The 22526-nt window shown below is 60.7% G+C and carries 23 protein-coding genes; 12 read left to right on the forward strand and 11 right to left on the reverse strand.

Annotated features, from left to right (window positions below):
- Window positions 1–151: 151 nt before the first annotated feature.
- Complete coding sequence (locus KVH01_RS06485) at window positions 152–793, reverse strand: HD domain-containing protein (RefSeq protein WP_217880816.1); 642 nt, start codon at window positions 791–793, stop codon at window positions 152–154.
- Between the two features lie 229 nt (window positions 794–1022).
- Here KVH01_RS06485 and KVH01_RS06490 point away from each other — a divergent pair, with 229 nt between their 5' ends.
- Window positions 1023–1988: a GlxA family transcriptional regulator gene (locus KVH01_RS06490; RefSeq protein WP_217880817.1), complete on the forward strand. Its 966-nt coding sequence runs from the start codon at window positions 1023–1025 to the stop codon at window positions 1986–1988.
- Here the strand turns inward: KVH01_RS06490 and KVH01_RS06495 are convergent.
- The gene (locus tag KVH01_RS06495) at window positions 1966–2319 is read right to left on the reverse strand and encodes a carboxymuconolactone decarboxylase family protein (RefSeq protein ID WP_217880818.1); all 354 of its coding nucleotides are present in this window, start codon (window positions 2317–2319) and stop codon (window positions 1966–1968) included. The genes KVH01_RS06490 and KVH01_RS06495 overlap by 23 nt on opposite strands.
- A gap of 99 nt (window positions 2320–2418) precedes the next feature.
- Between KVH01_RS06495 and KVH01_RS06500 the strand changes: the two genes are divergently transcribed.
- Window positions 2419–3327: an AraC family transcriptional regulator gene (locus KVH01_RS06500; protein WP_217880819.1), complete on the forward strand. Its 909-nt coding sequence runs from the start codon at window positions 2419–2421 to the stop codon at window positions 3325–3327.
- A gap of 26 nt (window positions 3328–3353) precedes the next feature.
- On the opposite strand, the gene KVH01_RS06505 is transcribed toward KVH01_RS06500, so the two are convergent.
- Window positions 3354–5708: a penicillin acylase family protein gene (locus KVH01_RS06505; protein ID WP_217880820.1), complete on the reverse strand. Its 2355-nt coding sequence runs from the start codon at window positions 5706–5708 to the stop codon at window positions 3354–3356.
- Between the two features lie 26 nt (window positions 5709–5734).
- Window positions 5735–6310 (reverse strand): DUF6436 domain-containing protein, encoded by a 576-nt coding sequence (locus KVH01_RS06510; RefSeq protein ID WP_057022787.1) that lies wholly within the window; start codon window positions 6308–6310, stop codon window positions 5735–5737.
- A gap of 99 nt (window positions 6311–6409) precedes the next feature.
- Between KVH01_RS06510 and KVH01_RS06515 the strand changes: the two genes are divergently transcribed.
- Window positions 6410–7351 carry an alpha/beta hydrolase gene (locus tag KVH01_RS06515; RefSeq protein WP_217880991.1) on the forward strand — a complete coding sequence of 314 codons (942 nt, stop codon included), beginning with the start codon at window positions 6410–6412 and terminating at the stop codon, window positions 7349–7351.
- A 105-nt stretch (window positions 7352–7456) separates the two neighbouring features.
- Here the strand turns inward: KVH01_RS06515 and KVH01_RS06520 are convergent, their stop codons facing one another.
- Window positions 7457–8209, reverse strand: coding sequence for a DUF2059 domain-containing protein (locus KVH01_RS06520; RefSeq protein ID WP_217880821.1), 753 nt, complete (start codon window positions 8207–8209; stop codon window positions 7457–7459).
- A 131-nt stretch (window positions 8210–8340) separates the two neighbouring features.
- Here KVH01_RS06520 and KVH01_RS06525 point away from each other — a divergent pair, with 131 nt between their 5' ends.
- Window positions 8341–8973 (forward strand): 2OG-Fe(II) oxygenase, encoded by a 633-nt coding sequence (locus KVH01_RS06525; RefSeq protein WP_217880992.1) that lies wholly within the window; start codon window positions 8341–8343, stop codon window positions 8971–8973.
- A 71-nt stretch (window positions 8974–9044) separates the two neighbouring features.
- On the opposite strand, the gene KVH01_RS06530 is transcribed toward KVH01_RS06525, so the two are convergent.
- On the reverse strand, window positions 9045–9539 hold the full coding sequence (locus tag KVH01_RS06530) for a transporter substrate-binding domain-containing protein (RefSeq protein WP_217880822.1): 495 nt from the start codon (window positions 9537–9539) through the stop codon (window positions 9045–9047).
- Window positions 9540–9673: 134 nt separating this feature from the next.
- Here KVH01_RS06530 and KVH01_RS06535 point away from each other — a divergent pair, with 134 nt between their 5' ends.
- Window positions 9674–10114, forward strand: a complete 441-nt coding sequence (locus tag KVH01_RS06535) for a DUF4399 domain-containing protein (RefSeq protein WP_043046994.1) — start codon at window positions 9674–9676, stop codon at window positions 10112–10114.
- A gap of 65 nt (window positions 10115–10179) precedes the next feature.
- Here KVH01_RS06535 and serA read toward each other — a convergent pair whose 3' ends face one another.
- Entirely contained in the window at window positions 10180–11409 is a 1230-nt protein-coding gene (gene serA, locus KVH01_RS06540; protein WP_034116292.1) for a phosphoglycerate dehydrogenase, read from the reverse strand.
- Window positions 11410–11774: 365 nt separating this feature from the next.
- Between serA and KVH01_RS06545 the strand changes: the two genes are divergently transcribed.
- Both KVH01_RS06545 and KVH01_RS06550 read left to right on the forward strand, forming a co-directional pair.
- Complete coding sequence (locus KVH01_RS06545) at window positions 11775–13169, forward strand: FAD-binding oxidoreductase (RefSeq protein WP_217880823.1); 1395 nt, start codon at window positions 11775–11777, stop codon at window positions 13167–13169.
- 22 nt (window positions 13170–13191) lie between these two features.
- Entirely contained in the window at window positions 13192–13857 is a 666-nt protein-coding gene (locus KVH01_RS06550; protein WP_124379845.1) for a fumarylacetoacetate hydrolase family protein, read from the forward strand.
- Between the two features lie 103 nt (window positions 13858–13960).
- On the opposite strand, the gene KVH01_RS30535 is transcribed toward KVH01_RS06550, so the two are convergent.
- On the reverse strand, window positions 13961–14041 hold the full coding sequence (locus KVH01_RS30535; protein WP_404822013.1) for a hypothetical protein: 81 nt from the start codon (window positions 14039–14041) through the stop codon (window positions 13961–13963).
- A 94-nt stretch (window positions 14042–14135) separates the two neighbouring features.
- Between KVH01_RS30535 and KVH01_RS06560 the strand changes: the two genes are divergently transcribed.
- A complete protein-coding gene (locus KVH01_RS06560) occupies window positions 14136–15062 on the forward strand; it encodes an SdiA-regulated domain-containing protein (protein ID WP_217880824.1) in 927 nt (308 codons plus the stop codon).
- A 120-nt stretch (window positions 15063–15182) separates the two neighbouring features.
- A complete protein-coding gene (locus tag KVH01_RS06565) occupies window positions 15183–16091 on the forward strand; it encodes an SdiA-regulated domain-containing protein (protein ID WP_043046998.1) in 909 nt (302 codons plus the stop codon).
- On the opposite strand, the gene KVH01_RS06570 is transcribed toward KVH01_RS06565, so the two are convergent.
- Both KVH01_RS06570 and rpiA read right to left on the reverse strand, forming a co-directional pair.
- Window positions 16092–18038 carry an autotransporter domain-containing protein gene (locus KVH01_RS06570; protein ID WP_217880825.1) on the reverse strand — a complete coding sequence of 649 codons (1947 nt, stop codon included), beginning with the start codon at window positions 18036–18038 and terminating at the stop codon, window positions 16092–16094.
- A gap of 302 nt (window positions 18039–18340) precedes the next feature.
- A complete protein-coding gene (gene rpiA, locus KVH01_RS06575; protein ID WP_032878877.1) occupies window positions 18341–19012 on the reverse strand; it encodes a ribose-5-phosphate isomerase RpiA in 672 nt (223 codons plus the stop codon).
- A gap of 137 nt (window positions 19013–19149) precedes the next feature.
- Between rpiA and ilvA the strand changes: the two genes are divergently transcribed.
- Both ilvA and KVH01_RS06585 read left to right on the forward strand, forming a co-directional pair.
- On the forward strand, window positions 19150–20664 hold the full coding sequence (gene ilvA, locus KVH01_RS06580; protein ID WP_217880826.1) for a threonine ammonia-lyase, biosynthetic: 1515 nt from the start codon (window positions 19150–19152) through the stop codon (window positions 20662–20664).
- 41 nt (window positions 20665–20705) lie between these two features.
- Window positions 20706–21119 carry a DUF2269 family protein gene (locus KVH01_RS06585; protein ID WP_043047001.1) on the forward strand — a complete coding sequence of 138 codons (414 nt, stop codon included), beginning with the start codon at window positions 20706–20708 and terminating at the stop codon, window positions 21117–21119.
- Between the two features lie 110 nt (window positions 21120–21229).
- Here the strand turns inward: KVH01_RS06585 and KVH01_RS06590 are convergent, their stop codons facing one another.
- Window positions 21230–21886, reverse strand: coding sequence for a histidinol-phosphatase (locus tag KVH01_RS06590; protein WP_217880827.1), 657 nt, complete (start codon window positions 21884–21886; stop codon window positions 21230–21232).
- 143 nt (window positions 21887–22029) lie between these two features.
- Here KVH01_RS06590 and KVH01_RS06595 point away from each other — a divergent pair, with 143 nt between their 5' ends.
- Window positions 22030–22509, forward strand: a complete 480-nt coding sequence (locus tag KVH01_RS06595) for an RNA pyrophosphohydrolase (protein WP_003176750.1) — start codon at window positions 22030–22032, stop codon at window positions 22507–22509.
- The last annotated feature ends 17 nt before the right edge of the window (window positions 22510–22526 follow it).

The raw sequence follows: 22526 nt of genomic DNA on the forward strand, positions 1-22526 counted from the left end.
GAGGTCCAAATGTGGGAGGGGCGGTGCGACGATTCGACTTGCTCCCGATTGCTGAGTGTCAGTCACTGCATCTGTTGACTGACCCACCGCTATCGGGAGCAAGTCGAATCGTCGCACCGCCCCTCCCACATTTTATTGCATTTCAGGTTAATTACATCGCCCACGGCGACTTACGAATCACCTCGACAAAATTCATCGGCTTGAACCCCGGCTCCTGATCCACCAGCACATCGGTCTTCACGTTGCCAAACGTAGTCTGCGGGCGGTGGCGCAAGCCGTCGGCGAACGCGCAGATGATGCACTCCTTGAACCCTTCACCCCGTGGATGCGCATGCACCACCGCTTCGCGCTGCGCGCTGCTGAACGCGGCGTAGTCCATGCCCAGCACGTCCATCTCCACACCGGCGGTCACCAGCGCTACGGTGGGGCGCAGGTGTTTCGGCACGCCCGGCGTGGTGTGCAGGGCGATGGACAACCACACTTGTTCGATATCGTCATCGCTCAACCCATAAGGTTTGAGGAACGCAGCGGCGGCGTTGGCGCCGTCCACTTCGAAACGCTCGTCGTCACTGCGGTGGCCTTCCACCAGGCCCAGGTCATGGAACATCGCGCCGACGTAGAGCAACTCCGGGTTGTAGGCCAATTGCTTGCGCTCACCGCTCAACGCGCCGAACAGGAAGACGCGGCGCGAATGGTGGTAGAGCAGGTCTGATTCGACGTCGCGAATGTATTCGGTGGTGGCCCTGGCCAAGGCGCTGTCAGGGATGTGGATGCCGGCGATGGTGGTGCTCATGGTGGTTCTCCTCTGGAAAGCACCTAGTCTGGTCGCGCGTGCGTGACGCAGCTATCGCGATAAGGGCGCAATCTCGGCCAATGTGCTGGCACATCGCGCCAAAGACAAAGTCGGCTAAGGTGTGGCAGGTGATCGGTGGATCCAAACCCTGTGAGGATCAAATGTGGGAGGGGGATGGCCCCCTCCCACAGGGGATTAGTGTTTTTCAAGTTAGAAAAGGTATGACTTCATGAGCAAAACCGTCGCCATCCTGATTTTCCCCGGCGTCCAGTCACTGGACGTGACCGGCCCGATGGACGTGTTCTGCGAGGCCAACCGCTTCCTGGCGCCCGAAGACCACTATCACCTGGAAGTCATCGGTTTCAGCCACGGCCCTATGGCGGCTTCCAACGGCCTGTCCTTGCAGGCCCACAAACACTACAGCGAAGCCCGGCAGCCCTACGACCTGCTGCTGGTCGCCGGCGGCCCGCAACTGCCCTTCGAAAACTTCGGCCCCCAGTTTGATGACTGGCTGCGCGCTGCCACTGCCAAGGCACGACGCTTCGGCTCGATCTGCAACGGTGCCTTCATGCTGGCCCGCGCCGGCCTGCTGGAGGGTAAAACCGTTACCACCCATTGGGGCGATGCCGCGGACCTGGCGCGTGTGTGCCCCTCGGCCCGGGTCGAAGCCGACCGCCTCTACGTGCAGGACGGCAACCTCTACACCTCGGCCGGGGTCACGGCGGGTATCGACTTGTCACTGTACCTGCTGGCCCAGGACCACGGCCCGGAAGTCGCGTTGAGCGTGGCCAAGCGCCTGGTGGTGTTCACCCAGCGCTCGGGCGGGCAATCGCAGTTCAGTCCGTTCCTCACGCCCCATGCCGAAACTACCTCGGCGGTGGCGCTGGTGCAGCTGTACGTGCTGGCCAACCTGACGGGAGACTTGACCATTGCCGACCTGGCCAAGGCGGCCAATATGAGTGCGCGCAATTTTTCCCGGGTGTTTGCCCGGGAAGCGCGGATTACGCCGGCGGAATTTGTCGAGAGGGCGCGCGTGGATGCGGCGCGGGTGATGCTTGAAAGTAGCCACGCACCGCTTAAAACCGTGGCCTATCAATGTGGCTTTCGCGACGCCCAGCACATGCGCAGTGTGTTCAACCGCCGGCTGGGCGTCACGCCGCAACAGTTCAGGCTTAACTTTGCGGCGCCGGTTTGAGCGTGTCGTAGGCTTCCAGGGCGCGCAACGAGTAGATGTAGGCCGCGCCTGCATTCAGCGAGATCGCGGTGGCCAGCGTGGCCGCCACTTCTTCGCGGGTTGCCCCGGCCTTGATGGCGGCATCGGCATGCACGCCGATGCAACCGTCGCAGCGGGTGGTGATCGCCACCGCGATGGAAATCAGTTCACGGGTCTTGGCGTCGAGTACATTGTTTTCCTCGGCAGCTTCCCCCAGCGCCATGTAGGCTTTGACCATCTTCGGGTTGCTCTTGCCCAGTGAACCAAAAGCTTTCTTCACGGCAGGCAGCAAGTCGGACCAGTTATTGAACATTGCAGTAACTCCTGAACAGGTTGGGTGTGAAGCCAGTCTGTAGCGTTGAAGGCTGCGGCTATTGTTCAATCCGCTCATCTTTTTGACCGATGCTCGCAAATGAATGCCATCGACACCCTTATCGCGCTGGCCAACCTGCGCGGCAGCCTGGATTTGCGTTGCCAGTTCCAAGGGGACTGGGCGTTGGACCATGCGCCGGAAAGCCTCGGCGTGGCGCCTTATCACATCGTGCTCAGCGGCACCTGCCGCGCCGAGTTGTCTGGCGGGCAATATGTAACGTTGGAGGAGGGCGATATCCTGCTGATGCCTGGGGGCGGTACCCACCTGCTGCGCAGCCAGGGCGCGCGGATCCGCCCGATGCAGCCTCGTGTTATCGAAGGGGGTGCGTTGACCGTGCACCGTTTGGGCGGCGAACAGCCGGATGTGGATATGCTGTGTGGCAGCTTTCACTACAACCGCCAGTCGCTACTATTCGATGCATTGCCGGAATACCTGGTGGTGTCCAGTCGCCAGTGGCAAGGCGATGGACAGTTGGCGGCGCTGATTGCGTTGCTGCGCAGTGAAGCGGACGGGCAGCAAGTGGGCGCCCGTTCGTTTATCAATGCGCTGTCGTCAGCCCTGTTCACCTTGATCCTGCGCAGTTGGCTGAGCGATCAGGCGCCAGGGGAGGGTGCCTTCGCCTTGCTCGCCGACAAGCGCTTGAGCAAGGCCTGGCAAGCCATGCTGGCCGAACCTGGGCATGAATGGACCATCGATGGCCTGGCGTCGGCGGCCAGCATGTCCCGTGCGACCTTTATGCGTGCGTTCGTCAAAGTGGCAGGTGTATCGCCCTGGGTGTTGCTCACCCAATTGCGCATGGAGATGGCGTTCAACCTGCTGCATCAGTCACGCCTTAGCCTGATCGATATCGCCGCCCAGGTGGGTTATCAGTCCCAGGCGGCGTTCAGCAAGAAATTCAAGGACACCTACGGCCAAGCGCCAGGGCGTATGCGGGCGCACACCCGATGATCGTCCCACGCAGAGCGTGGGAACGATCATCGGGCTGGCAGCAGTTTCAAGGTGCCGCGGGTATTGGCCGTCACTTCCTCGTCACTGAAGTGCGCCTGCTCATACCTGCCCTCGATATAGCTCTGCGCCTGGTCGCCATAGTGCGTATCAAAGGGCACACCGCTTTGCCCCACCGGATTGATGGTGAGGGCGTGGGTCGGGTCGGCGAAGTCGATCAGGCGCCGTGTCGACGGGCCGTAGGTCACAGGCCACGGTGCCGGGCCGATCGGGGCGGTCTGGTTGTTCGGCACTTCGTGGCTGCCCGGTGCCGGGAACGGGCCGACGTTGAAGAGCTTATCCAATGGCTTTTGCATGCCCAGCGGGTGGCCGTGGGTCAGGGTGTGCGCCTTGCCCCACTGCCACTGCGCCGGGTCATCGCCGAACGTAACCTTGAGGTGCGCGAGGCTATTGTCCCAGGCGAGCTTGACGGTGTCGGCCCGCTTGCCATTCCACCAGGGTGAGTCCGCCGAGGCGGCCAGGCGTGGCAGCGCGGCGTCGATCACGCGGGTGCTGATCAGGGTCTTGAACAGTGCATCGCCCAGTTTCGGGTGGAAGGTCGCTTCGGCGAGGTTGAACTGCAACTGGTTGAACAGCGTGGCGCTGGTGGAGTCCAGCGGGTAGTCGCCTTTCCAGTTGGATAGTTGTTCCACCAGCTTCAACTCTGCCGGGTCCTTGACCACTTCGCGCAGCACCGGCAACAGCGGCGCCAGCAGGCGCGGGCCATAGGCGGTGGTGGTACCCAGTTGAAGGGCCTGGCTGTTGGTCACATCCCACTTCACGCTCTTGTCGCTCAACTGCGCGTTCAACTGCTGGCCACGGTCGGCCAGGTTGTAATAGCCGGGAATTTCCATGCCTGTAGGGGAGGCCGGCTGCGCGTTGGCCGACACCACATAGCCACGCGACGGGTTTTCTTCCTGGGGGTTGGCACTGAAGGGGTAGAAGCCCAGCTTGTCGGCCTGGGCGGTACTGCCATCGAGGATGAACGCCGGGTTGACCCCGGCCGGGCGCATCGGCAACTGTGCCGCCGCCCACCAGCCGATATCACCCTTGGCATTGGCCCATATGATGTTGAGGCCCGGTGCCGATACCTTGGCCGCAGCGGCCCGCGCCTTGGCCAAGGTATCGGCGCGGTTGAGCTGGTAGAAACCTTCGAGGATCGGGTTTTCGCTGTCGAGGAACGCCCACCACATGGCAATCGGCGTGCTGCCGGCGTTCTCGCCGAGCACGTCATTGATGATCGGGCCGTGGGGCGAGCGGCGCAGGATGAGGTTCACCGGCGCCTGGCCCTTGATCTGGATCTGCTGCTCGCTGCTGGTCATGTCGACCCATTGGCCGTGATACCAGACCTGGTTGGGGTTGTCCGGATTGACCTTCTCGGCGACCAGGTCGATGTCGTCGTTCTGGAACATGGTCAGGCTCCAGCCGAAATCCATGTTGTGCCCCAGGAACGCCACTGGCACCAGCGCGTTGTGATAGCCATACAACTCAAAACCGGGCGCTGACAGGTGCGCTTCGTACCACACCGACGGCACCGAGAAACGGATATGGGGGTCACCCGCCAGCAGGGGTTTGCCGCTACGGGTGTGGCTGCCACTGACGGCCCAGGCATTGCTGCCCTCGAACTGCGGCAGGCCGTTGTCGGCCAGGGCCTGTTCGCTCAGGGCGGCGATAGCGCCGAGGGTGTTCCAGTCGCCGTTCGCCAGGTTGAGGGCGCCCTTGGGTTGCCAGTCGAGGTCGAAGACTTTCAAGTAATCGCTGCCCAACCGGTCGCGCACGTAGGTCAGCACCGGCTCGGTACGAAAGGCCGCGGCAAAGCTGTAGGCCATGTACCCGGCGACGCTGATGCTGTCTTCGGCGGTGAATGGGCGCTTGGGGATACCCAGCACATCGAACTCCATGGGGCTGGCGTGGCTGGCCTGATATTGGTTGATTCCGTCCAGATAGGCCTGCAGGGCTTTCGAGGAGGCTGAGTCCGGGTCCATGTGCTCGGCGTAGCTTGAGGCGCGCTCGCGAATACGCAGGCTGCGGAACAGCTTATCGGTCTCGAGCAGCTTCGGCCCCAGCACTTCGGCCAGCTCGCCCCGGGCCAGGCGCCGTATGATCTCCATCTGGAACAATCGGTCCTGGGCATGCACATAGCCCAGGGCGCGGTACAGGTCGGCCTCGTTCTCGGCGCGGATATGCGGCACGCCACGGTCGTCGTAGCGCACCGTGACCGAGCCTTGCAGGTGGGCCAGGGTCACCGTGCCCTGGCGCGTGGGCTGCTTGCTGTAGAGGTACCAACCGGCGCCCAGGGCGACCAGCACAATCAGCACCGCGAAAACCTGCAAGACGCGCTTCATGAACATTCCTTACCAAAGTGGACGGGCTACAGATCCTTAGGCCACGAACAATAGCAGCCTACCGCGAGGGTGTGAGTGGCATTCACTTCGCGTCCGGTTCCAAGGGCCTTGAGGATCGGCTCGATAAAACTGTTGCTGGCATTGCACGTCAGCCCCTCGCTGTAGGGGCCGAAATAGGCCAGCTTGCCTGTGCGGTCCCAAATGCCCACTGCAGGGCTGGCGGGTATCCGGTCGGCGCCGGGCAGGGCGTCGATGACTTTCATGTGGCGCAGGTTGTCGGGTAGCTGGCCGTGGCTGCCGGGTTTTTGCAGGGCATAGAACTCCACTCCTTGGGGCCCGTACTGCTCGATCAGCTCGCCCAGGTGTTGCTGGTTACCAACATTGCACGGGCAGGCCGGGTCCCAGAAGTGCACCAGGCGAATCGGGCCAGGGCCACTGAGGGCGGCAGGCAGTTGCAGCGCATCGCCGGAGAACACTGCCGTGTGTTCGCTGAAGGCGCGCAGGTAGCGGCCCTGGAACCAGTCATACGCAGCCCACAGCACGCCGGCGCAGATAACCAGGATCAGACTGGCGAACAGGGCATTACGGTAGGGCGGTCGCATTCAGAGGTATCCTCGCAGGTCGCGTAGCTTGCCATGCTTGTCCTGACAGATGAATATCGCAGCTCGATATTCATCTTCACCGCCAGTCTGGAAGCCTTTATGCCCGTTACCTTTGACCCTGATCATCTGCGCGAAAGCTTGCGGCCGTTGGTGGACGCGCAACCGCTCAGCGCCGAAGCGCGGGTCTACCAACGTTTCTATGGGCTCGACCTGGCCGCCCGCAAGGCGCCGGCCGTGAGTCGCCTGGGGCGTTTCGAGGTGGACGGGTTCGAAGTAGTGGCCCAGGTGTGGTGGCCGCCTGAGCCGGTGGCGACGATGTTCATGTTCCACGGCTTCTACGATCACATGGGACTGTATCGCCACGTGGTGGACTGGGCATTGGACCAGGGCTTCGTGGTGATTGCCTGCGACCTGCCGGGCCACGGTTTGTCCAGCGGCCCCCGCGCCAGCATCGATGAATTTGCGGTATATCAGCGGGTGGTGCAGGGGCTGTTCGCCGAGGCCAAGGCCTTGCAATTGCCCCAACCCTGGCACCTGTTCGGGCAAAGCACCGGCGGCGCCATTGTGGTGGATCACCTGCTCAACCACGGTGCCGACAGCCCCGCCCAAGGCAAGACCTTTTTGCTATCGCCCTTGGTACGGCCGCGGGCCTGGGGTTGGTCCCAGGTCAGCTATTACCTGCTGCGCCCGTTCGTCAAAGGCATTGCCCGGCGTTTCAGCGATAACTCCAACGATCCTGACTTCAAGCCGTTCCTTGAAGCCGACCCGCTCCAGCCCCGCCAATTACCCACCGCCTGGGTGGGGGCGCTGGCGCGCTGGATCAAGCGCATCGAAGCCGCGCCACGCAGCGCCAGGCGGCCGGTGATCGTGCAGGGTGAGGAAGATATGACGGTGGATTGGCAGCACAACTTGCGCGTGCTGCGGGGGAAGTTCGACCAGCCCGAGGTGTTGATGCTCAAGCGGGGCCGGCATCACCTGGCCAATGAGATTCCAGCGATTCGCGAAGAATACTTCCGGTATTTGACGGACCATCTGAACTGATACGGTCCAAATGTGGGAGGGGGCTTGCTCCCGATAGCGCTGGGTCAGCTACACATAAGTTGACTGACACACTGCTATCGGGAGCAAGCCCCCTCCCACATTTTGTTACTGCGCCAGGCTTGAGGTGCTTTGGCCGACTGCCAGCCCTGCGCGAATGGCTGCCAGGGCGGCCTGGTAATACGCCTTACCCTGGGGCGACTCGGCAAACGTGGCGAATTCTTCCAGCTCCGGGTCGGACAAATCCCGGTAGACATACAGCAATGTGTTATTCAGATCCTTATCAATCTGCTGCATCAGCCGTTCCCGCTGTCCATTCAACATGCCTTGGGCCTGGCCTCCGCCAAGCAGGCCGGGGATCATCTGGCTCAAGCTGTCGGCCGCCACGCCGGCAATCGCCAGGCTGACTTCCGCCCCGGCTTCACGAGCAGGCAGCGCCTGGGCCAGGTGGCCGATGATCAGGTTGCGGGTGGCTTCGGCCTGGATTTTCGGCAGGCCCTGGGCGTTCTTCGCCAATTGGTCGCGTCGGGTGGCCAGCAATTCGGCGGCGACAATCTTGCGCCCCAGGGGCGATTGGAAAAACGCCAGGGCCGGTTGCGGGTCTGGCAGGTGCTGGCGCAATTGCGCCTCGGCACGCTGGTCCATGGCCTGGGCGCCAAAGCGTTTATTGCTGTTGTCCACCAGCGCCTGGTACACCGCTGGTGGCAGGCTATTGCGATAGCGTTGCTGGGCGGCACTGAGGGCGTCATTGAAATGCGCACGTTGTTCGGCCCAGCCGGCGACCTTATATAACTGGTCGTAGCCGTCTGCCCAGGCGGGCAAAACGCAGAGCATCAACACGGAAAATAACAAACGACGCATATGGACTCCTGTCAGTCGGCCACTATTGTCCGTGTCGGGCGTAGGATTTGTCGAGAAGTCCTATCAGTCACCTGACTAAAGTGTATTCAGACGCTCAGCGGCTCTGTCGGATTCACAGGCGTATGGATACTATGCGCGCCATGCAAATACCCCTCGATCACCCGCTGCTGCAACGCATTGTCGACGACCTGGCCGAAAAAGGCTGGTCGCAGCAGAATGGCTTCCTGCCCCAGGCTCTGACCCTGGAACTCGCTGCTGAGTGCCATAAACGTGCGGCTGAAGGTGAACTGGCACCGGCAGCGGTCGGGCGCGGGCCGGCCCAGGAGATTCGCGAGGGCATTCGCGGTGACCATATCCAGTGGCTGGAGGAAGGTGACGCGGCAGTCTGCGACACCTATATGGCGGTGATGGACGGCCTGCGCCTGGCGATGAACCGCAGCCTGTTCCTGGGTCTGGAAGATTTCGAAAGCCACTTCGCGATGTACCCGCCCGGGGCTTTTTACCTTAAGCATGTGGACCGGTTTCGCGATGATGACCGGCGCATGGTCTCGGCGGTGATCTACTTGAACGACGCCTGGCTGCCCGAGCATGGCGGCCAGTTACGCATGTACCTCAAGGGCGGCGTTGAATACGACGTGGTGCCGACCGGTGGTTGCCTGGTGGTGTTTTTGTCGGGCGAAGTGCCCCACGAGGTACTGCCTGCCTCGCGCGAACGCCTGTCCTTGACCGGTTGGTTTCGCCGGCGGGGTAATGAGCCGTTTTAAGCCGGCAAAGGATTCTGACGTCTTGCCTTGAACAAAATGTGGGAGGGGGCAAGCCCCCTCCCACATTTGACCTACTGTGTCTTGACTATCGGTGCACTGCTTTCAAACCACTTCTGCGCCATCGCCTTCAATCTGCCATCCGCCTTCACCCGTTCCAGGGCCATGTCCAGGCTGCTCTTGAACGCTGGGTTACCTTTCTGGAATGGGATCACAAGGTCCGGCTTCTCGCGATAAGCCGTGCTGAAATCGAACCGATCCTTGAGTTCGGCAGTCATAGCGATATGGTTTATAGCCACGTCGTACTTGCCGGTTTCCACACCTGGCAATAGGTCGTTGTCGTCGGTGGTGATAAAAGACGGGCGTACGTCCATTTCCTTGGCCAGTTGCTCACCCAGCTCCACTTCAAAGCCGGTGAGCTTGTCGCCGTCCTTGAAGTTGTAGGGCGCGGTGTTGGCTTCCAGGGCGATGCGCAGTTCACCGCGATCATTGACGTCGTCGATCAATTCGGCGTGAGCCAAGGGGCTCAGCAGGGGAAGCAAAAGTAACAGGCCAGGCGAAAAGCGCATGGTCACTCCTAAAGAATTCGTACGGGCGAGACGCCGTTCAGCATCGCTTTGCTATGGTGTCGAGTGCCTTGGACAGCAATTTGTCGCGAAGTTGTCATAACCCCACAGATTTCACCGAAAAACTGGAGAAGCGAATGAAAGCCCTTTTATCCCGCGCCACCCTGGCCAGCCTGTTGCTGGGTGCTTCGATGTTGGCCACAGCCGCCGACGGTATCCCGCGCAGTGCTGCACCGGAAGGTGCCAAGGTGTTTATCGTCTCGCCGAAAGATGGCGCCACCGTCGATAAAACCTTCACCGTGAAATTCGGCATGGAAGGCCTGAAACTGGCCCCAGCCACCGACCAGGCGCCAGGCACCGGCCACCACCATCTGCTGATCGACCAGAAAGAACTGCCGGATGCGAAGCTGCCGATCCCGGCCACCGACACTGTGATCCACTACGGCAAGGCCCAGACCGAGACTGAAGTGACCCTCACCCCAGGCAAGCACACCTTGCAACTGGTGGCTGGCGACAAACTGCACATGCAGTTCAACCCCACTGTAGCCTCTAAAGTGATCACGGTTAACGTGAAGTAAGATTTGTTCAGATGCAAAAAAGGGAGCCCCTCGGGGGCTCCCTTTTTCGTGGTGCGATTGAAGCCTTAGAACAACACGCGGCTACGGATAGTGCCGTTGATGTGCTGCAATTTCTCTTGCGCCAGGTCCGAGTACTCGGCGTCGACGTCGATCACCACGTAGCCGACCTTCTCGTTGGTCTGCAGGAACTGGCCGGAGATGTTGATGCCGTTTTCCGCGAAGACCTTGTTGATCTCCATCATCACGCCCGGAATGTTCTGGTGGATGTGCAGCAGGCGGTGCTTGCCCGGGTGAGCCGGCAGGGCCACTTCAGGGAAGTTGACCGACGATACCGAGGTACCGTTGTCGCTGTACTTGACCAGCTTTTCCGAGACTTCCAGACCGATGTTGGCCTGGGCTTCAGCGGTGGAGCCGCCGATGTGCGGGGTCAGGATCACGTTATCCAGGCCACGCAGCGGGCTTTCGAAGATGTCGTCGTTGGAGCGCGGCTCCACCGGGAACACGTCGATGGCGGCGCCGATCAGGTGCTTGTCCTTGATCGCCTCGGCCAGGGCGTCCAGCTCGACCACGGTGCCACGTGCAGCGTTGATCAGGATGCCGCCTTTCTTGATCGCGCGGATTTCCTTCTCGCCGATCATCCACTGGGTCTCAGCGGTTTCCGGGACGTGCAGGGTGACGATGTCGGACATGCCCAACAGCTCGGTCAGGCTCGACACCTGGGTGGCGTTGCCCAATGGCAGCTTGGTGAGGGTGTCGTAGAAGAACACCTGCATCCCCAAGCCTTCGGCCAGGACCGACAGTTGCGTGCCGATCGAGCCGTAACCGACGATCCCCAGCTTCTTGCCGCGGATTTCGAAGGAGTTGGCCGCGCTCTTGATCCAGCCGCCACGGTGGCAGGAAGCGTTCTTCTCGGGGATACCGCGCAGCAACAGGATAGCCTCGGCCAACACCAGCTCCGCCACGGAACGGGTGTTGGAGTACGGTGCGTTGAACACCGCGATGCCGCGCTCGCGCGCTGCGTTGAGGTCAACCTGGTTGGTGCCGATGCAGAAACAGCCGACAGCCACGAGTTTCTTGGCGTGGTCGAAGATCTCTTCGGTCAGCTGAGTGCGGGAGCGAATGCCGATAAAGTGCGCGTCGGCGATCTTTTCCTTGAGCTGGGCTTCCGGCAGAGAACTGGTGATGTACTCAATGCTGGTGTACCCGGCGGCTTTCAGAACGTCGACAGCCGATGGGTGGACGCCTTCCAGAAGAAGGAACTTGATCTTGCTCTTATCGAGAGAAGTCTTGCTCATCTGCGTAAACCTGTATCCCGGAGAAAATTGGCAGGGAGTCGAGCAGCTGGATGTGCCGTGATTCCCCAATACTGTTTCTGCTTGACGGCGTCTGTTGCCGTCATGCTGCGTTGCCGCTCCTCCCCATAGCCAGCTATGAGTCGTCGCGGCGCCTTGCCTGACGACAACAGCCACTCGTCAAACAAAAACGTATTGGCGAATCACGGCACAAGCTGACCCGGACGGCAGGAAAGCCGTCACCGCAGAAACGCCCTTTGGGTCTGTCCTGCGGGGGCGGTATGCTAGCATACGCACCCCGCTAAACACCTATTCCTGCGACGTGAAGCGTTCTCAGGATGACCATGAATTGTTCGAGAGTTCTGTCGATGACCCATCCTGCCCTGATTGATGAGCTAAAGACCCTGGTTGAGCCCGGCAAAGTGCTGACCGATGCAGACTCCCTGGAGGCTTACGGCAAGGATTGGACCAAGCACTTCGCACCCGCGCCCAGCGCCATCGTGTTCCCCAAGACCACCGAGCAGGTGCAGGCCATCGTGCGTTGGGCCAATACGCACAAGGTAGCGCTGGTGCCGTCCGGCGGGCGTACCGGCCTGTCGGCAGCGGCGGTGGCGGCCAATGGCGAAGTGGTGGTGTCGTTCGACTACATGAACCATATCCTCAATGTGAACCTCACCGACCGCACTGCGGTGTGCCAACCGGGGGTGGTCACCAAGCAACTGCAGAACGTCGCCGAAGAAAACGGCCTGTACTACCCGGTGGACTTTGCTTCGTCCGGTTCCAGCCAGATTGGCGGCAATATCGGTACCAATGCCGGTGGGATCAAGGTGATTCGCTACGGCATGACCCGCAACTGGGTGGCCGGCATGAAGGTGGTCACCGGCAAGGGCGATGTGCTGGAGCTGAACCGAGACCTGATCAAGAACGCCACCGGCTATGACATGCGCCAGCTGTTCATCGGCGCCGAAGGCACCCTGGGCTTTGTGGTCGAGGCCACCATGCGCCTGGATCGCGCACCGAAAAACCTCACCGCCATGGTGCTCGGCACTACCGACTTCGACTCGATCATGCCGGTGCTGCATGCGTTCCAGAGCAAGCTGGACCTGACTGCCTTCGAGTTCTTTTCCGACAAGGCCCTGGCTAAAGTCCTCGGCCGTGGCGATGTGCCGGCGCCGTTCGAAACCGAGTGCCCGTTCTACGCGCTGCTGGAATTCGAAGCCACCACCGAAGAAGTCGCCAACCACGCCCTGGAAACCTTTGAGCATTGCGTCGAGCAGGGCTGGGTACTGGACGGCGTGATGAGCCAGAGCGAAACCCAACTGCACAACCTGTGGAAGCTGCGCGAGTACATCTCCGAGACCATTTCCCACTGGACGCCGTACAAGAATGATATCTCGGTTACTGTCTCCAAAGTGCCAGCGTTCCTGAGTGAAATTGACGCGATAGTCGGTGAACACTACCCGGACTTCGAAATCGTCTGGTTCGGCCATATCGGCGACGGCAACCTGCACTTGAACATCCTCAAGCCGGAAAACCTGAGCAAGGATGAGTTCTTCGCCAAGTGCGCCACTGTGAACAAGTGGGTGTTCGAAACCGTCGAGAAGTACAACGGCTCGATCTCCGCCGAGCACGGGGTGGGCATGACCAAGCGCGATTACCTGACCTACAGCCGCTCGCCGGTTGAAATCGAATACATGAAGGCGGTGAAAGCCGTGTTCGACCCGAACGGGATCATGAACCCCGGCAAGATCTTCGCTGTTTAATCGCACCTTGAGGAGTCGTTCCATGAGCTACCAGCACAAGTATGTCGACGGCACCAATATCCACTTCCCTGTGGGTAAAGTGGTCTGCATTGGACGCAATTACGCCGAACACGCCAAGGAACTGGACAACCCGGTGCCGACCGAGCCCTTGCTGTTCATCAAACCGGGCAGTTGCGTGGTGCCGCTGGAAGGCGGTTTCAGCATTCCAACCGAGCGCGGTTCGGTGCACTACGAAGCGGAAATTGCTGTATTGATTGGCAAACCCCTGTCGACCAAACCGAGCCGTGAAGAAGTACTGGACGCCATCTCCGGCTTCGCCCCGGCCCTGGACCTGACCTTGCGCGACAAGCAGGCTGAGCTCAAAGCCAAGGGCCTGCCGTGGGAAATCGCCAAGTCCTTTGATGGCGCGGCGGTGATTGCACCTTTCGTGGTCAGCAGCACCTTTGAGGATATGACCGATATCGGCATTCGCCTGAGCATCAACGGCGAAGTACGCCAGGACGGCAACAGCGCGCAGATGCTCAACCCTATCGTTCCGATGATCCAGCATATGGCTGGGTGCTTCTCCCTGCAGGCGGGTGACGTGATCCTGACCGGCACCCCGGCTGGCGTCGGGCCGCTGAATGTGGGCGATGAACTGGTATTGGAACTGGCGGGTGTGAACCGTTTCGAAAGTACTGTGCGCTGACTCACTGTAGAAATGCGGTAAAAAATGTGGGAGGGGCGGTGCGACGATTCGACTTGCTCCCGATTGCGGTGTATCAGTAGCAGATATTCTGACTGACACACTGCTATCGGGAGCAAGTCGAATCGTCGCACCGCCCCTCCCACATTTGATTGTGTACATCTGCAAAAATCAGGGGCTTTTGCATTTTTTTCACACACCACCCGGATAATCCCGAACTTCTCGCGCGGGCCTTTGAATCCTGTGCTATCCCCTACAGCTGACTTTCCGGAAAGCGCTCAATGGCCGTGCCTCTGCCCAATTCGAAACCTTCGCTTCGCTCCCGCTTGTCCATGCGCTGGTATTCCTGGGTGTTTTTGGCCGGTGCGATTCTGTATGGGGTTGCCTGGGCCATGCATTGGGACGATCGCGGTGTGTTGTGGGTGCTGGAGCGCTTCGAGAGCCCGGCCGAACGCCAGGAGAGTGTGTGGCTCCCGGATTATCACGCGGTCATCGATGCCAAGTTGCTGCCCGGCATGGAGAAGGATGAGGCTTCGGACCTGTCCTACAACCCCCAGACCAAAACCCTATTCTCCGTCATGGGCAAGAACCCGTTCCTCGTCGAACTGAGCCTGCAAGGCGATGTGTTGCGCAAGATGCCGCTCAATGGCTGGAACAATCCGGAAGGCCTGACAGTGATGGAAAACGGCCTGATGGCGGTGGTCGATGAGCGTCAGCACAGCCTGACCATTGTCACGGTCGACGCCGCTACCACCGCGTTGAACAAGGCGGACTTCCCCAGTTATGACCTCGGCCCGTCCGCTGACCAGAACAAAGCCTTTGAAGCCATTACCTGGGATAAGCGCAACCAGCAACTCATACTGGGCGAAGAGCGCCCGCCGGCGCTGTTCACCTGGAAAAGCGATGGCAGCCAGCGCCTGGCTGGCAGCAAGGCCAAGCTGGCCAGTAGCGAACTGGACATGCGCAACCTCTCGGCGCTGGAGATCGATCCCCGTACAGGGCACTTATTGGCGCTGTCAGCCGACTCTCATCTGTTGCTGGAATTGGACGAGAAGGGCGAGCAAGTCAGCTTCATGACCTTGCTCGGTGGCTTCAATGGCCTGAAAGACACCATCCCACGCGCCGAAGGGGTAACCATGGACGAGAGCGGCAACCTGTACATGGTCAGTGAGCCAAACCTGTTCTATCGTTTTGAAAAGCAGAAATAACTGACGAATTACGTCAGACTTTTCTTTATAAACGGCATTCGCCAGACAGTCCGGTGCGTTTAAGTTTAAATTCAGGCGACCTTGATATCTATTCGCCAGTTTTTCTTCTGAGCTTGCCCAATGCGTCGACTTGCCCGTCCCAAACCTGCTTTCTTCATCCTGCTGTTGCTTGCCCTGGTCGCCGCCGGGGTCGTGGCGCAGCAGTTCCGCCTGTTCGAGCGTGCCTGGTTCAACTGGCAGGTGTGGCGCCAGCCCGCCGATGAGCGCGCGATTGGCCTGGCGGACTATCGCGTCATCGTCGAAGGCCAGGTGATCGAAGGGCTCGACGACGACGTCTCAGCCCTGACCTACGACCCGGTGCGCAAAAGCCTGTTTACCGTCACCAATAAAAACGCCGAGCTGGTGGAGCTGTCCCTGGACGGCAAGATCCTGCGGCGCATTCCCCTGGTGGGCTTTGGCGATGCCGAGGCAGTGGAATTTATCAGCGACAACATCTACGTCATCAGCGATGAGCGCCAGCAGCGGCTGATCAAGGTGCACGTGGACGATGACACGCAATTTCTCGATGCCGCCGACGCCGAGCAAATGACCCTCGGCGTACACATTGGCGGCAACAAGGGTTTTGAAGGATTGGCCTACGACTCGGTAGGCAAGCGCCTGTTCGTGGCCAAGGAGCGCGACCCGATGCTGATCTACGAGGTCCACGGATTTCCCCATTTCAAGCCGGAAAAAACCTACTCGGTGCACGTGATCAACAATCCCAAGCGCGATGCCGGGTTGTTTGTGCGCGACCTGTCGAGCCTGCAATACGACGAGCGCAGCGGGCATCTGCTGGCGCTGTCGGATGAATCATTCCTGGTGTTGGAGCTGGATATCGACGGTCGCCCATTAAGCAGTCTGTCGCTGCTTAAAGGGCGCCATGGCCTGAGCAAGCGCGTGCCCCAGGCCGAAGGGATCGCCATGGACGACGACGGCACCTTGTACATGGTCAGCGAGCCGAACCTGTTCTACGTGTTCAAGAAACCCTGATCAGAACATCCATTGCACGCCCAGTGAATAGCCGGTCTGGCTGCCTTCGGCATGCCCCAGTCGGCTATTGACCTCGGCAAACACGCCCAATTGCGGGGTGATCGCCAATTGGCTGCCGATCTGCGCGCGGCCGAAGCTCTTGTCCACTGAACCGAGCCTGGCGGTGCGCGCCTGGCCATCGGCGCGAGCGCTCAGTTGCAGGTCGTCGAGGCGACCGTCGGCCAACTCCTTGACCCAGGCAATGTCGCCATACGGCAGCAGACTCAAGCCATAGGGCAGGGCGACCGCGCCACGCACGCGCCAGCCGAGGCTGGCTTCCAGGGAGTCGAAAGATTGTTCTTCGTACTCCAGGGCGGTGCGCAGGTTCTGTTTTTCGTGGAGTTTGTCGATGCGGTAATGGCTGTAGTCCAGGCCGGCGAACGGCCCGCTCTTTAAGGCACCGAAGTCAAAGTCATAGCCGCCCAGGACCCGTGCGCCCAATGCCAGAGCGTTGGTCTCGCCGCTCAGTTGCTGATCGAGCAGGATCGGCCCGCCATTGGCCTGGATCACCAGGTTGCGCTTGGATTCGAAGCGCGTGTGGCCGACGCTCAGGTCGCCGGCCAGCCAGCTTGGTCCGCCATCGTTGAGCAGTGCATAGGCGGCTGCCTGCCAGGTGTCACTGTCCAGTTTGCCGCGATGCTCGAGTTTGTCGCGGCCATTGAGGTAGCTCAGGCTGGCGCCGATATTCAGGTTCGAGGTCAGTTGATAGTCGCCCAGGGCATGCAGGCCCAGGCGCCGGGCTTCGGGGTTGGGGGCGCTGTCGAAGCCACTGTCCGGATTGTATTCGCCGTCCACGCCGATTTCGCCATCGAAGCTGCCGACCTCACGGCTGGCGGCCTGCAGGGTCAGCCAGCGGCGATCATGCAGGCGCACCATGGCCTGATGCTGACGCTGCAGGTGGTCTTGCATATTGCGTGCGACTGCACCGCCGGACGCCGTTGAGGCCATCAGGTCGGCGTTGGTCAACTCCAGCACCAGGCGGCTGAGCAGGCGTGAATAGTCACGCAGGCGCTGGTCGATGCGCGCCTGGCCGAAGGCATCGGTGAGCACGGCCTTGTTGTCTTCGTTCGGGTCGTGCCAGGTCGAGCCTCCGGGAATTTTCGGGTTGTCGGTCTGGGTGTAGCCGTCCAGATCGCCCAGTTCCCAGTTAGTGGCCTCGACATAAAGGATCGGGATGTTCAGCGGTTCAAACGCCTCGCCATCGCTGCAACAGCCAGTGCCCTGGGGGTATTGCGGGTCCAGGCCGGGATTGGTGAACAGCGGGATGTTCAACTCCTTGGCGATCTGGAACGTATGCTCACGCAATGACGCCAAGGCCGGGTTGGCGGTGCTGTTCTGACCGGCGTGGGCGTACATCATGTCGCCGGTGATCAAGCTGTCGAGGTTGATCATCGCCAGCATATTGGCGCGCTGGCTGGCGCTGAGCGAGTCGACAAAGGCGCGGGAGCCGCGTAGGCCCTCTTCTTCGGCGCCGAAGCCGACTATTTGCAGGCCATTTTCCAATTGCAGGCCGCCGAGGTTCCTGGCGACCTCGGTCAATACGCTGGCACCGGAGCCATTGTCGTCCAGGCCTTGCAGGGTCGGGCGGCCAAAATAGGTGTCGAAATGTGCGCCAATCACCACGTACTGCGCCTTGGTGCCGGCGGCGTAGGCCACCACGTTTTGCGAAGCGCGGCTGCCGTTGTTCCAAGTGAAGTCCTGGCGGCTGATGGAATAGGCCGTGCCCATCTGGCTCTGCATCCAATCCGCAGCGCCGGCGAAATTGGCCGTACCGCGATAACGACCGGGGTAGTCATTGATCAGTTTTTCCAGAGTGGTGTTGGCGTGCTGGCCGTAATCGTAGGCTTGGGCTTGCGCGGACAGCAGGGCACCGGCAACGCTGATGGCGAGGGCTAGGGGCTTTATCACAAGGTCTTCCTTGAGGTGATGGGAATGTTCAAAGCCCAGACCCTTTGCACAATGCGCGCCTCATTCCGTGGGCGGCTGCAAATTGGCGCATTGTTAAACGCGTGGGTCGCGTGGCTGTAATTTGTAACGGATTGGATACCAGGCGGGGCAGGGGATGCCGTGACAGAGCGCACGGTTTTGGATAGGAGTGCTGCAAATGTGGGAGGGGGCTTGCTCCCGATTGGGTGTATCAGTACCAGATATTCTGACTGACACACTGCTATCGGGAGCAAGCCCCCTCCCACATTGGAGTTGTGGTGTTGTTAAGCCTTGAGGGTTTTCACGCCTTCCGGGGTGCCCAGCAGCAACACATCCGCCGGGCGCGCTGCGAACAGGCCGTTGGTGACCACGCCAACGATAGCGTTGATCTGCGTCTCCAGCTCCACGGGGTTGGTGATCTGCATATTGAACACATCGATGATGATGTTGCCGTTGTCGGTCAACACCCCTTCGCGGTACACCGGGTCGCCGCCCAGTTTCACCAGCTCGCGGGCCACGTGGCTGCGGGCCATGGGGATGACTTCCACCGGCAGCGGGAATGCGCCGAGCACCGGCACCAGCTTGCTGGCGTCGGCGATGCAGATGAAGGTCTTGGCCACGGCCGCGACGATTTTCTCGCGGGTCAGGGCTGCGCCGCCGCCCTTGATCAGGTTCAGGTGTTCGTCGCTTTCATCGGCGCCATCGACGTAGAACTCCAGGTCGCTCACGGTGTTGAGCTCGTACACCGGAATGCCATGGCCTTTGAGGCGGGCGGCGGTGGCTTCGGAGCTGGCGACTGCGCCATCGAACGCGCCCTTGTGCTGGGCCAGTGCGTCAATAAAGCAGTTGGCGGTGGAACCGGTGCCGACACCGACGATGCTCTTGTCGTCGAGTTTAGGAAGGATTAAATCGACGGCGGCCTGGGCCACTGCCTGTTTGAGTTGATCCTGGGTCATGCGGGCTCCGGAACGGCGGGGAATTATCGAGGGCGGCGAGTATAACCCAACAAAACCTCGGGATTCGTGTGGTCGACCGGCCAAAAGCCGGGTTAGACTCACTGGTCCTGCCCAACCCGTGAAGTAGATGCCTGCCGATGCTTGAACACTACGTCAAAAAGATCCTCACCACGCGCGTTTATGACATTGCCGTGGAAACCCCCTTGCAGACTGCCCGCCAGCTCTCCGAGCGGCTGGGCAACAAGATTTGGCTCAAGCGCGAAGACTTGCAGCCGGTGTTCTCGTTCAAGATTCGCGGCGCTTATAACAAACTGACCCAATTGAGCAGCGAAGAACGTGCCCGCGGCGTTGTCACGGCTTCGGCGGGCAACCATGCCCAGGGCCTGGCCCTGGCGGCCAAGGTGCTGGGCGTCAAGGCCACCATCGTGATGCCCAAGACCACTCCGGAGATCAAGGTCGAAGGCGTGCGTTCCCGTGGCGGCAAAGTGGTGTTGCACGGCGATTCCTTCCCGGAAGCGCTGGCCTATTCGCTCAAGCTGGTCGATGAAAAGGGCTACGTCTACATTCACCCCTACGATGATCCGCATACCATTGCCGGGCAGGGCACCGTGGCGATGGAAATCCTGCGCCAGCACCCGGGTCCGCTGGACGCGATTTTCGTACCGGTGGGCGGCGGCGGGCTGATTGCCGGCATCGCCGCATACGTGAAGTACCTGCGCCCGGAAATCAAGATCATCGGCGTCGAGCCGGACGACTCCAACTGCCTGCAAGCCGCCATGGCCGCCGGCGAGCGCGTGGTGTTGCCCACCGTCGGGATCTTCGCCGATGGCGTCGCGGTGGCGCAGATCGGCCAGTACACCTTCGACATCTGCAAGGACTATGTCGATGAAGTGATCACCGTCAGCACCGATGAAATCTGCGCGGCGATCAAGGATATCTACGACGACACTCGCTCTATCACTGAGCCGGCAGGCGCGTTGGGCGTGGCCGGGATCAAAAAGTACGTCGAGACCCGTGGCGTCAGCGGCCAGACCTTTGTTGCCATCGACTCTGGCGCCAACGTCAACTTCGACCGCCTGCGCCATGTGGCCGAGCGTGCGGAGCTGGGCGAAGGCCGCGAAGCGATTATCGCCGTGACCATCCCCGAGCAGCCGGGCAGCTTCAAGGCGTTCTGCGAGGCCGTGGGCAAGCGCCAGATTACCGAATTCAACTACCGCTACCACACCGGCAGCGAGGCGCACATCTTCGTCGGCGTGCAGACCCACCCGGAAAACGATCCACGCAGTGCGCTGATCGCCAGCCTGACCAGCCAGGGTTTCCCGGTGCTGGACCTGACCGAAAACGAACTGGCCAAGTTGCACATTCGCCATATGGTTGGCGGGCACGCGGCGAAAGTCAGCGATGAGCTGGTGTTTCGCTTCGAATTCCCTGAGCGGCCGGGGGCATTGTTCAACTTTCTTAACAAGTTGGGCGGGCGCTGGAACATCTCGATGTTCCATTACCGCAACCACGGCGCGGCCGACGGTCGTGTGGTTGCCGGGCTGCAAGTGCCAACGGATGAGCGCCACCTGGTGCCGGCGGCCCTGGCTGAAATCGGTTATCCGTACTGGGATGAAAGCGAAAACCCGGCCTACCAGTTGTTCCTCGGTTGAGCGACTACGCTGAATGAGCGGCCTTTAAAGGAATCGAGACCATGGAAACGCTGACCACTCTCAAGGTTATCCACATCACCGCCACCGTGTTGCTGCTGCTCAGTGGCCTCGGCCTGGCCGTATTGGCCTGGCGTAAACGCAGCGCTGGCCCGGCGGTGACTGTGCAACGCCCATGGGCGTTTGTCTGGTTGCTCATGGGCATTTGCCTGGTCAGCATGCCGTTCACCGGCTGGTGGCTGGTGCACCTGCTCGGCTGGCCATTGGGGCAAACCTGGATCCTGGGTTCCAGCATCCTCTACACCGTGGCGGCGCTGGCGTGGTTCTGGCTGGTGGCGCGGCTCAATCGTCTGCGCAAAGGCGAGGGCGGCAGCCTGAATTTTACCCTGGTGCTGGCGGTAGTCAGCCTGGTGGGGTTTGTGGCGATTGCGGGGCTCATGGGCGCCAAGCCGGTTTAGGGCTTTAGGTCGCGTCGACTGCATCGGGGGCAAGCCCCTCCCACACTAGACCGCATTCCAAGGGATGTACGCGGGCAAATGTGGGAGGGGGCTTGCCCCCGATAGGGCCCTCAGCTACGCAGCGTAATCACCGGCCAACCGCGCCGTACAGCCTCAGCGCGAAGACTGGGATCCGGATCCACCGCCACCGGATGCGTCACCTGCTCCAGCAATGGCAAGTCATTCATCGAGTCGCTATAGAAGTAGCTGTCCTCCAGGCTATGCCCGGTTTCTTCCAGCCAGCGATTCAAGCGCGTCACCTTGCCTTCGCGAAAGCACGGCACATCGGTGCTGCGCCCGGTGTAGCGGCCGTCCAGCATTTCGCACTCGGTGGCGATCAGGGTCTCGACGCCCAGCCGTGCGGCAATTGGCGCAGTGACGAAACGGTTGGTGGCGGTGATGATCACCAGCTTGTCGCCCGCGGCGCGGTGCTTGGCCAGCAACTCCACCGCCTTGGGCAGCATGATCGGCTCGATGCAGTCGCGCATATAGTCGTTGTGCCACTCGTCCAGCTGGGCCATTTCGGTGCGGCCGAGGATTTCCAGGCAGAAATTGAGGTAGGCAGCATTATCCAGCGTGCCGGCCAGGTAGTCCTGGTAGAACCCATCGTTGCGGGCCTTGTAGGCGATTGGGTCGAGAAACCCGCGCTCACACAGGTAATCGCCCCAGGCGTGATCGCTGTCACCACCCAGGAGCGTGTTGTCCAAGTCGAATAAGGCCAGTCGCATTGCAATTACTCGCTGAAAAGTCTGTAAAAAGGCGTCCAGAATACGGTCTTTTCACAAGAGTGCACATAAGGTAAGAAGCCTCGTTGCCGCTGGAACAACCTTTGTGGAACAATGCGGCGACATGCGTTTGCGAGGTTGTTGCCGTGATCGACCCCGATGGTTTCCGTCCTAATGTCGGGATTATTCTTACGAATGATGCCGGACAGGTGCTATGGGCTCGCCGAATCAACCAAGATGCCTGGCAGTTTCCTCAAGGTGGAATCAACCCCGACGAAACCCCTGAAGACGCCTTGTACCGTGAGTTGAACGAAGAAGTCGGCCTTGAGCGTGAAGATGTGCAGATTCTGGCCTGTACCCGTGGCTGGTTGCGTTATCGTTTGCCGCAACGCCTGGTGCGTACCCACAGCCAACCGCTGTGCATCGGCCAGAAGCAGAAATGGTTTCTTTTGCGCCTGATCTCCAATGAGCAGCGGGTGCGGATGGATTTGACCGGTAAACCGGAGTTCGATGGCTGGCGCTGGGTCAGCTATTGGTACCCGTTGGGCCAGGTGGTGACATTCAAGCGCGAGGTTTATCGTCGCGCTCTCAAAGAGCTTGCCCCGCGCCTTTTAGCGCGCGACTGACGACGGAGTTCGACCCC

The sequence above is a fragment of the Pseudomonas khavaziana genome (assembly GCF_019145205.1).
In the GTDB taxonomy this organism is placed as follows: domain Bacteria; phylum Pseudomonadota; class Gammaproteobacteria; order Pseudomonadales; family Pseudomonadaceae; genus Aquipseudomonas; species Aquipseudomonas khavaziana.

Excerpts from the sequence above, each read along its gene's own strand:
- KVH01_RS30535 (WP_404822013.1), bottom strand. The coding sequence starts at position 14,041 with ATGCAAAAGCCCCTGATTTTTGCAGATGTACACAATCAAATGTGGGAG.
- KVH01_RS06525 (WP_217880992.1), top strand. The coding sequence starts at position 8,341 with ATGCGCGCCATGCAAATACCCCTCGATCACCCGCTGCTGCAACGCATT.
- KVH01_RS06535 (WP_043046994.1), top strand. The coding sequence starts at position 9,674 with ATGAAAGCCCTTTTATCCCGCGCCACCCTGGCCAGCCTGTTGCTGGGT.
- rpiA (WP_032878877.1), bottom strand. The coding sequence starts at position 19,012 with ATGACCCAGGATCAACTCAAACAGGCAGTGGCCCAGGCCGCCGTCGAT.
- KVH01_RS06500 (WP_217880819.1), top strand. The coding sequence starts at position 2,419 with ATGAATGCCATCGACACCCTTATCGCGCTGGCCAACCTGCGCGGCAGC.
- KVH01_RS06565 (WP_043046998.1), top strand. The coding sequence starts at position 15,183 with ATGCGTCGACTTGCCCGTCCCAAACCTGCTTTCTTCATCCTGCTGTTG.
- KVH01_RS06585 (WP_043047001.1), top strand. The coding sequence starts at position 20,706 with ATGGAAACGCTGACCACTCTCAAGGTTATCCACATCACCGCCACCGTG.
- KVH01_RS06520 (WP_217880821.1), bottom strand. The coding sequence starts at position 8,209 with ATGCGTCGTTTGTTATTTTCCGTGTTGATGCTCTGCGTTTTGCCCGCC.
- serA (WP_034116292.1), bottom strand. The coding sequence starts at position 11,409 with ATGAGCAAGACTTCTCTCGATAAGAGCAAGATCAAGTTCCTTCTTCTG.
- ilvA (WP_217880826.1), top strand. The coding sequence starts at position 19,150 with ATGCTTGAACACTACGTCAAAAAGATCCTCACCACGCGCGTTTATGAC.
- KVH01_RS06560 (WP_217880824.1), top strand. The coding sequence starts at position 14,136 with ATGGCCGTGCCTCTGCCCAATTCGAAACCTTCGCTTCGCTCCCGCTTG.
- KVH01_RS06495 (WP_217880818.1), bottom strand. The coding sequence starts at position 2,319 with ATGTTCAATAACTGGTCCGACTTGCTGCCTGCCGTGAAGAAAGCTTTT.
- KVH01_RS06590 (WP_217880827.1), bottom strand. The coding sequence starts at position 21,886 with ATGCGACTGGCCTTATTCGACTTGGACAACACGCTCCTGGGTGGTGAC.
- KVH01_RS06530 (WP_217880822.1), bottom strand. The coding sequence starts at position 9,539 with ATGCGCTTTTCGCCTGGCCTGTTACTTTTGCTTCCCCTGCTGAGCCCC.
- KVH01_RS06510 (WP_057022787.1), bottom strand. The coding sequence starts at position 6,310 with ATGCGACCGCCCTACCGTAATGCCCTGTTCGCCAGTCTGATCCTGGTT.
- KVH01_RS06490 (WP_217880817.1), top strand. The coding sequence starts at position 1,023 with ATGAGCAAAACCGTCGCCATCCTGATTTTCCCCGGCGTCCAGTCACTG.
- KVH01_RS06485 (WP_217880816.1), bottom strand. The coding sequence starts at position 793 with ATGAGCACCACCATCGCCGGCATCCACATCCCTGACAGCGCCTTGGCC.
- KVH01_RS06505 (WP_217880820.1), bottom strand. The coding sequence starts at position 5,708 with ATGAAGCGCGTCTTGCAGGTTTTCGCGGTGCTGATTGTGCTGGTCGCC.
- KVH01_RS06545 (WP_217880823.1), top strand. The coding sequence starts at position 11,775 with ATGACCCATCCTGCCCTGATTGATGAGCTAAAGACCCTGGTTGAGCCC.
- KVH01_RS06515 (WP_217880991.1), top strand. The coding sequence starts at position 6,410 with ATGCCCGTTACCTTTGACCCTGATCATCTGCGCGAAAGCTTGCGGCCG.
- KVH01_RS06550 (WP_124379845.1), top strand. The coding sequence starts at position 13,192 with ATGAGCTACCAGCACAAGTATGTCGACGGCACCAATATCCACTTCCCT.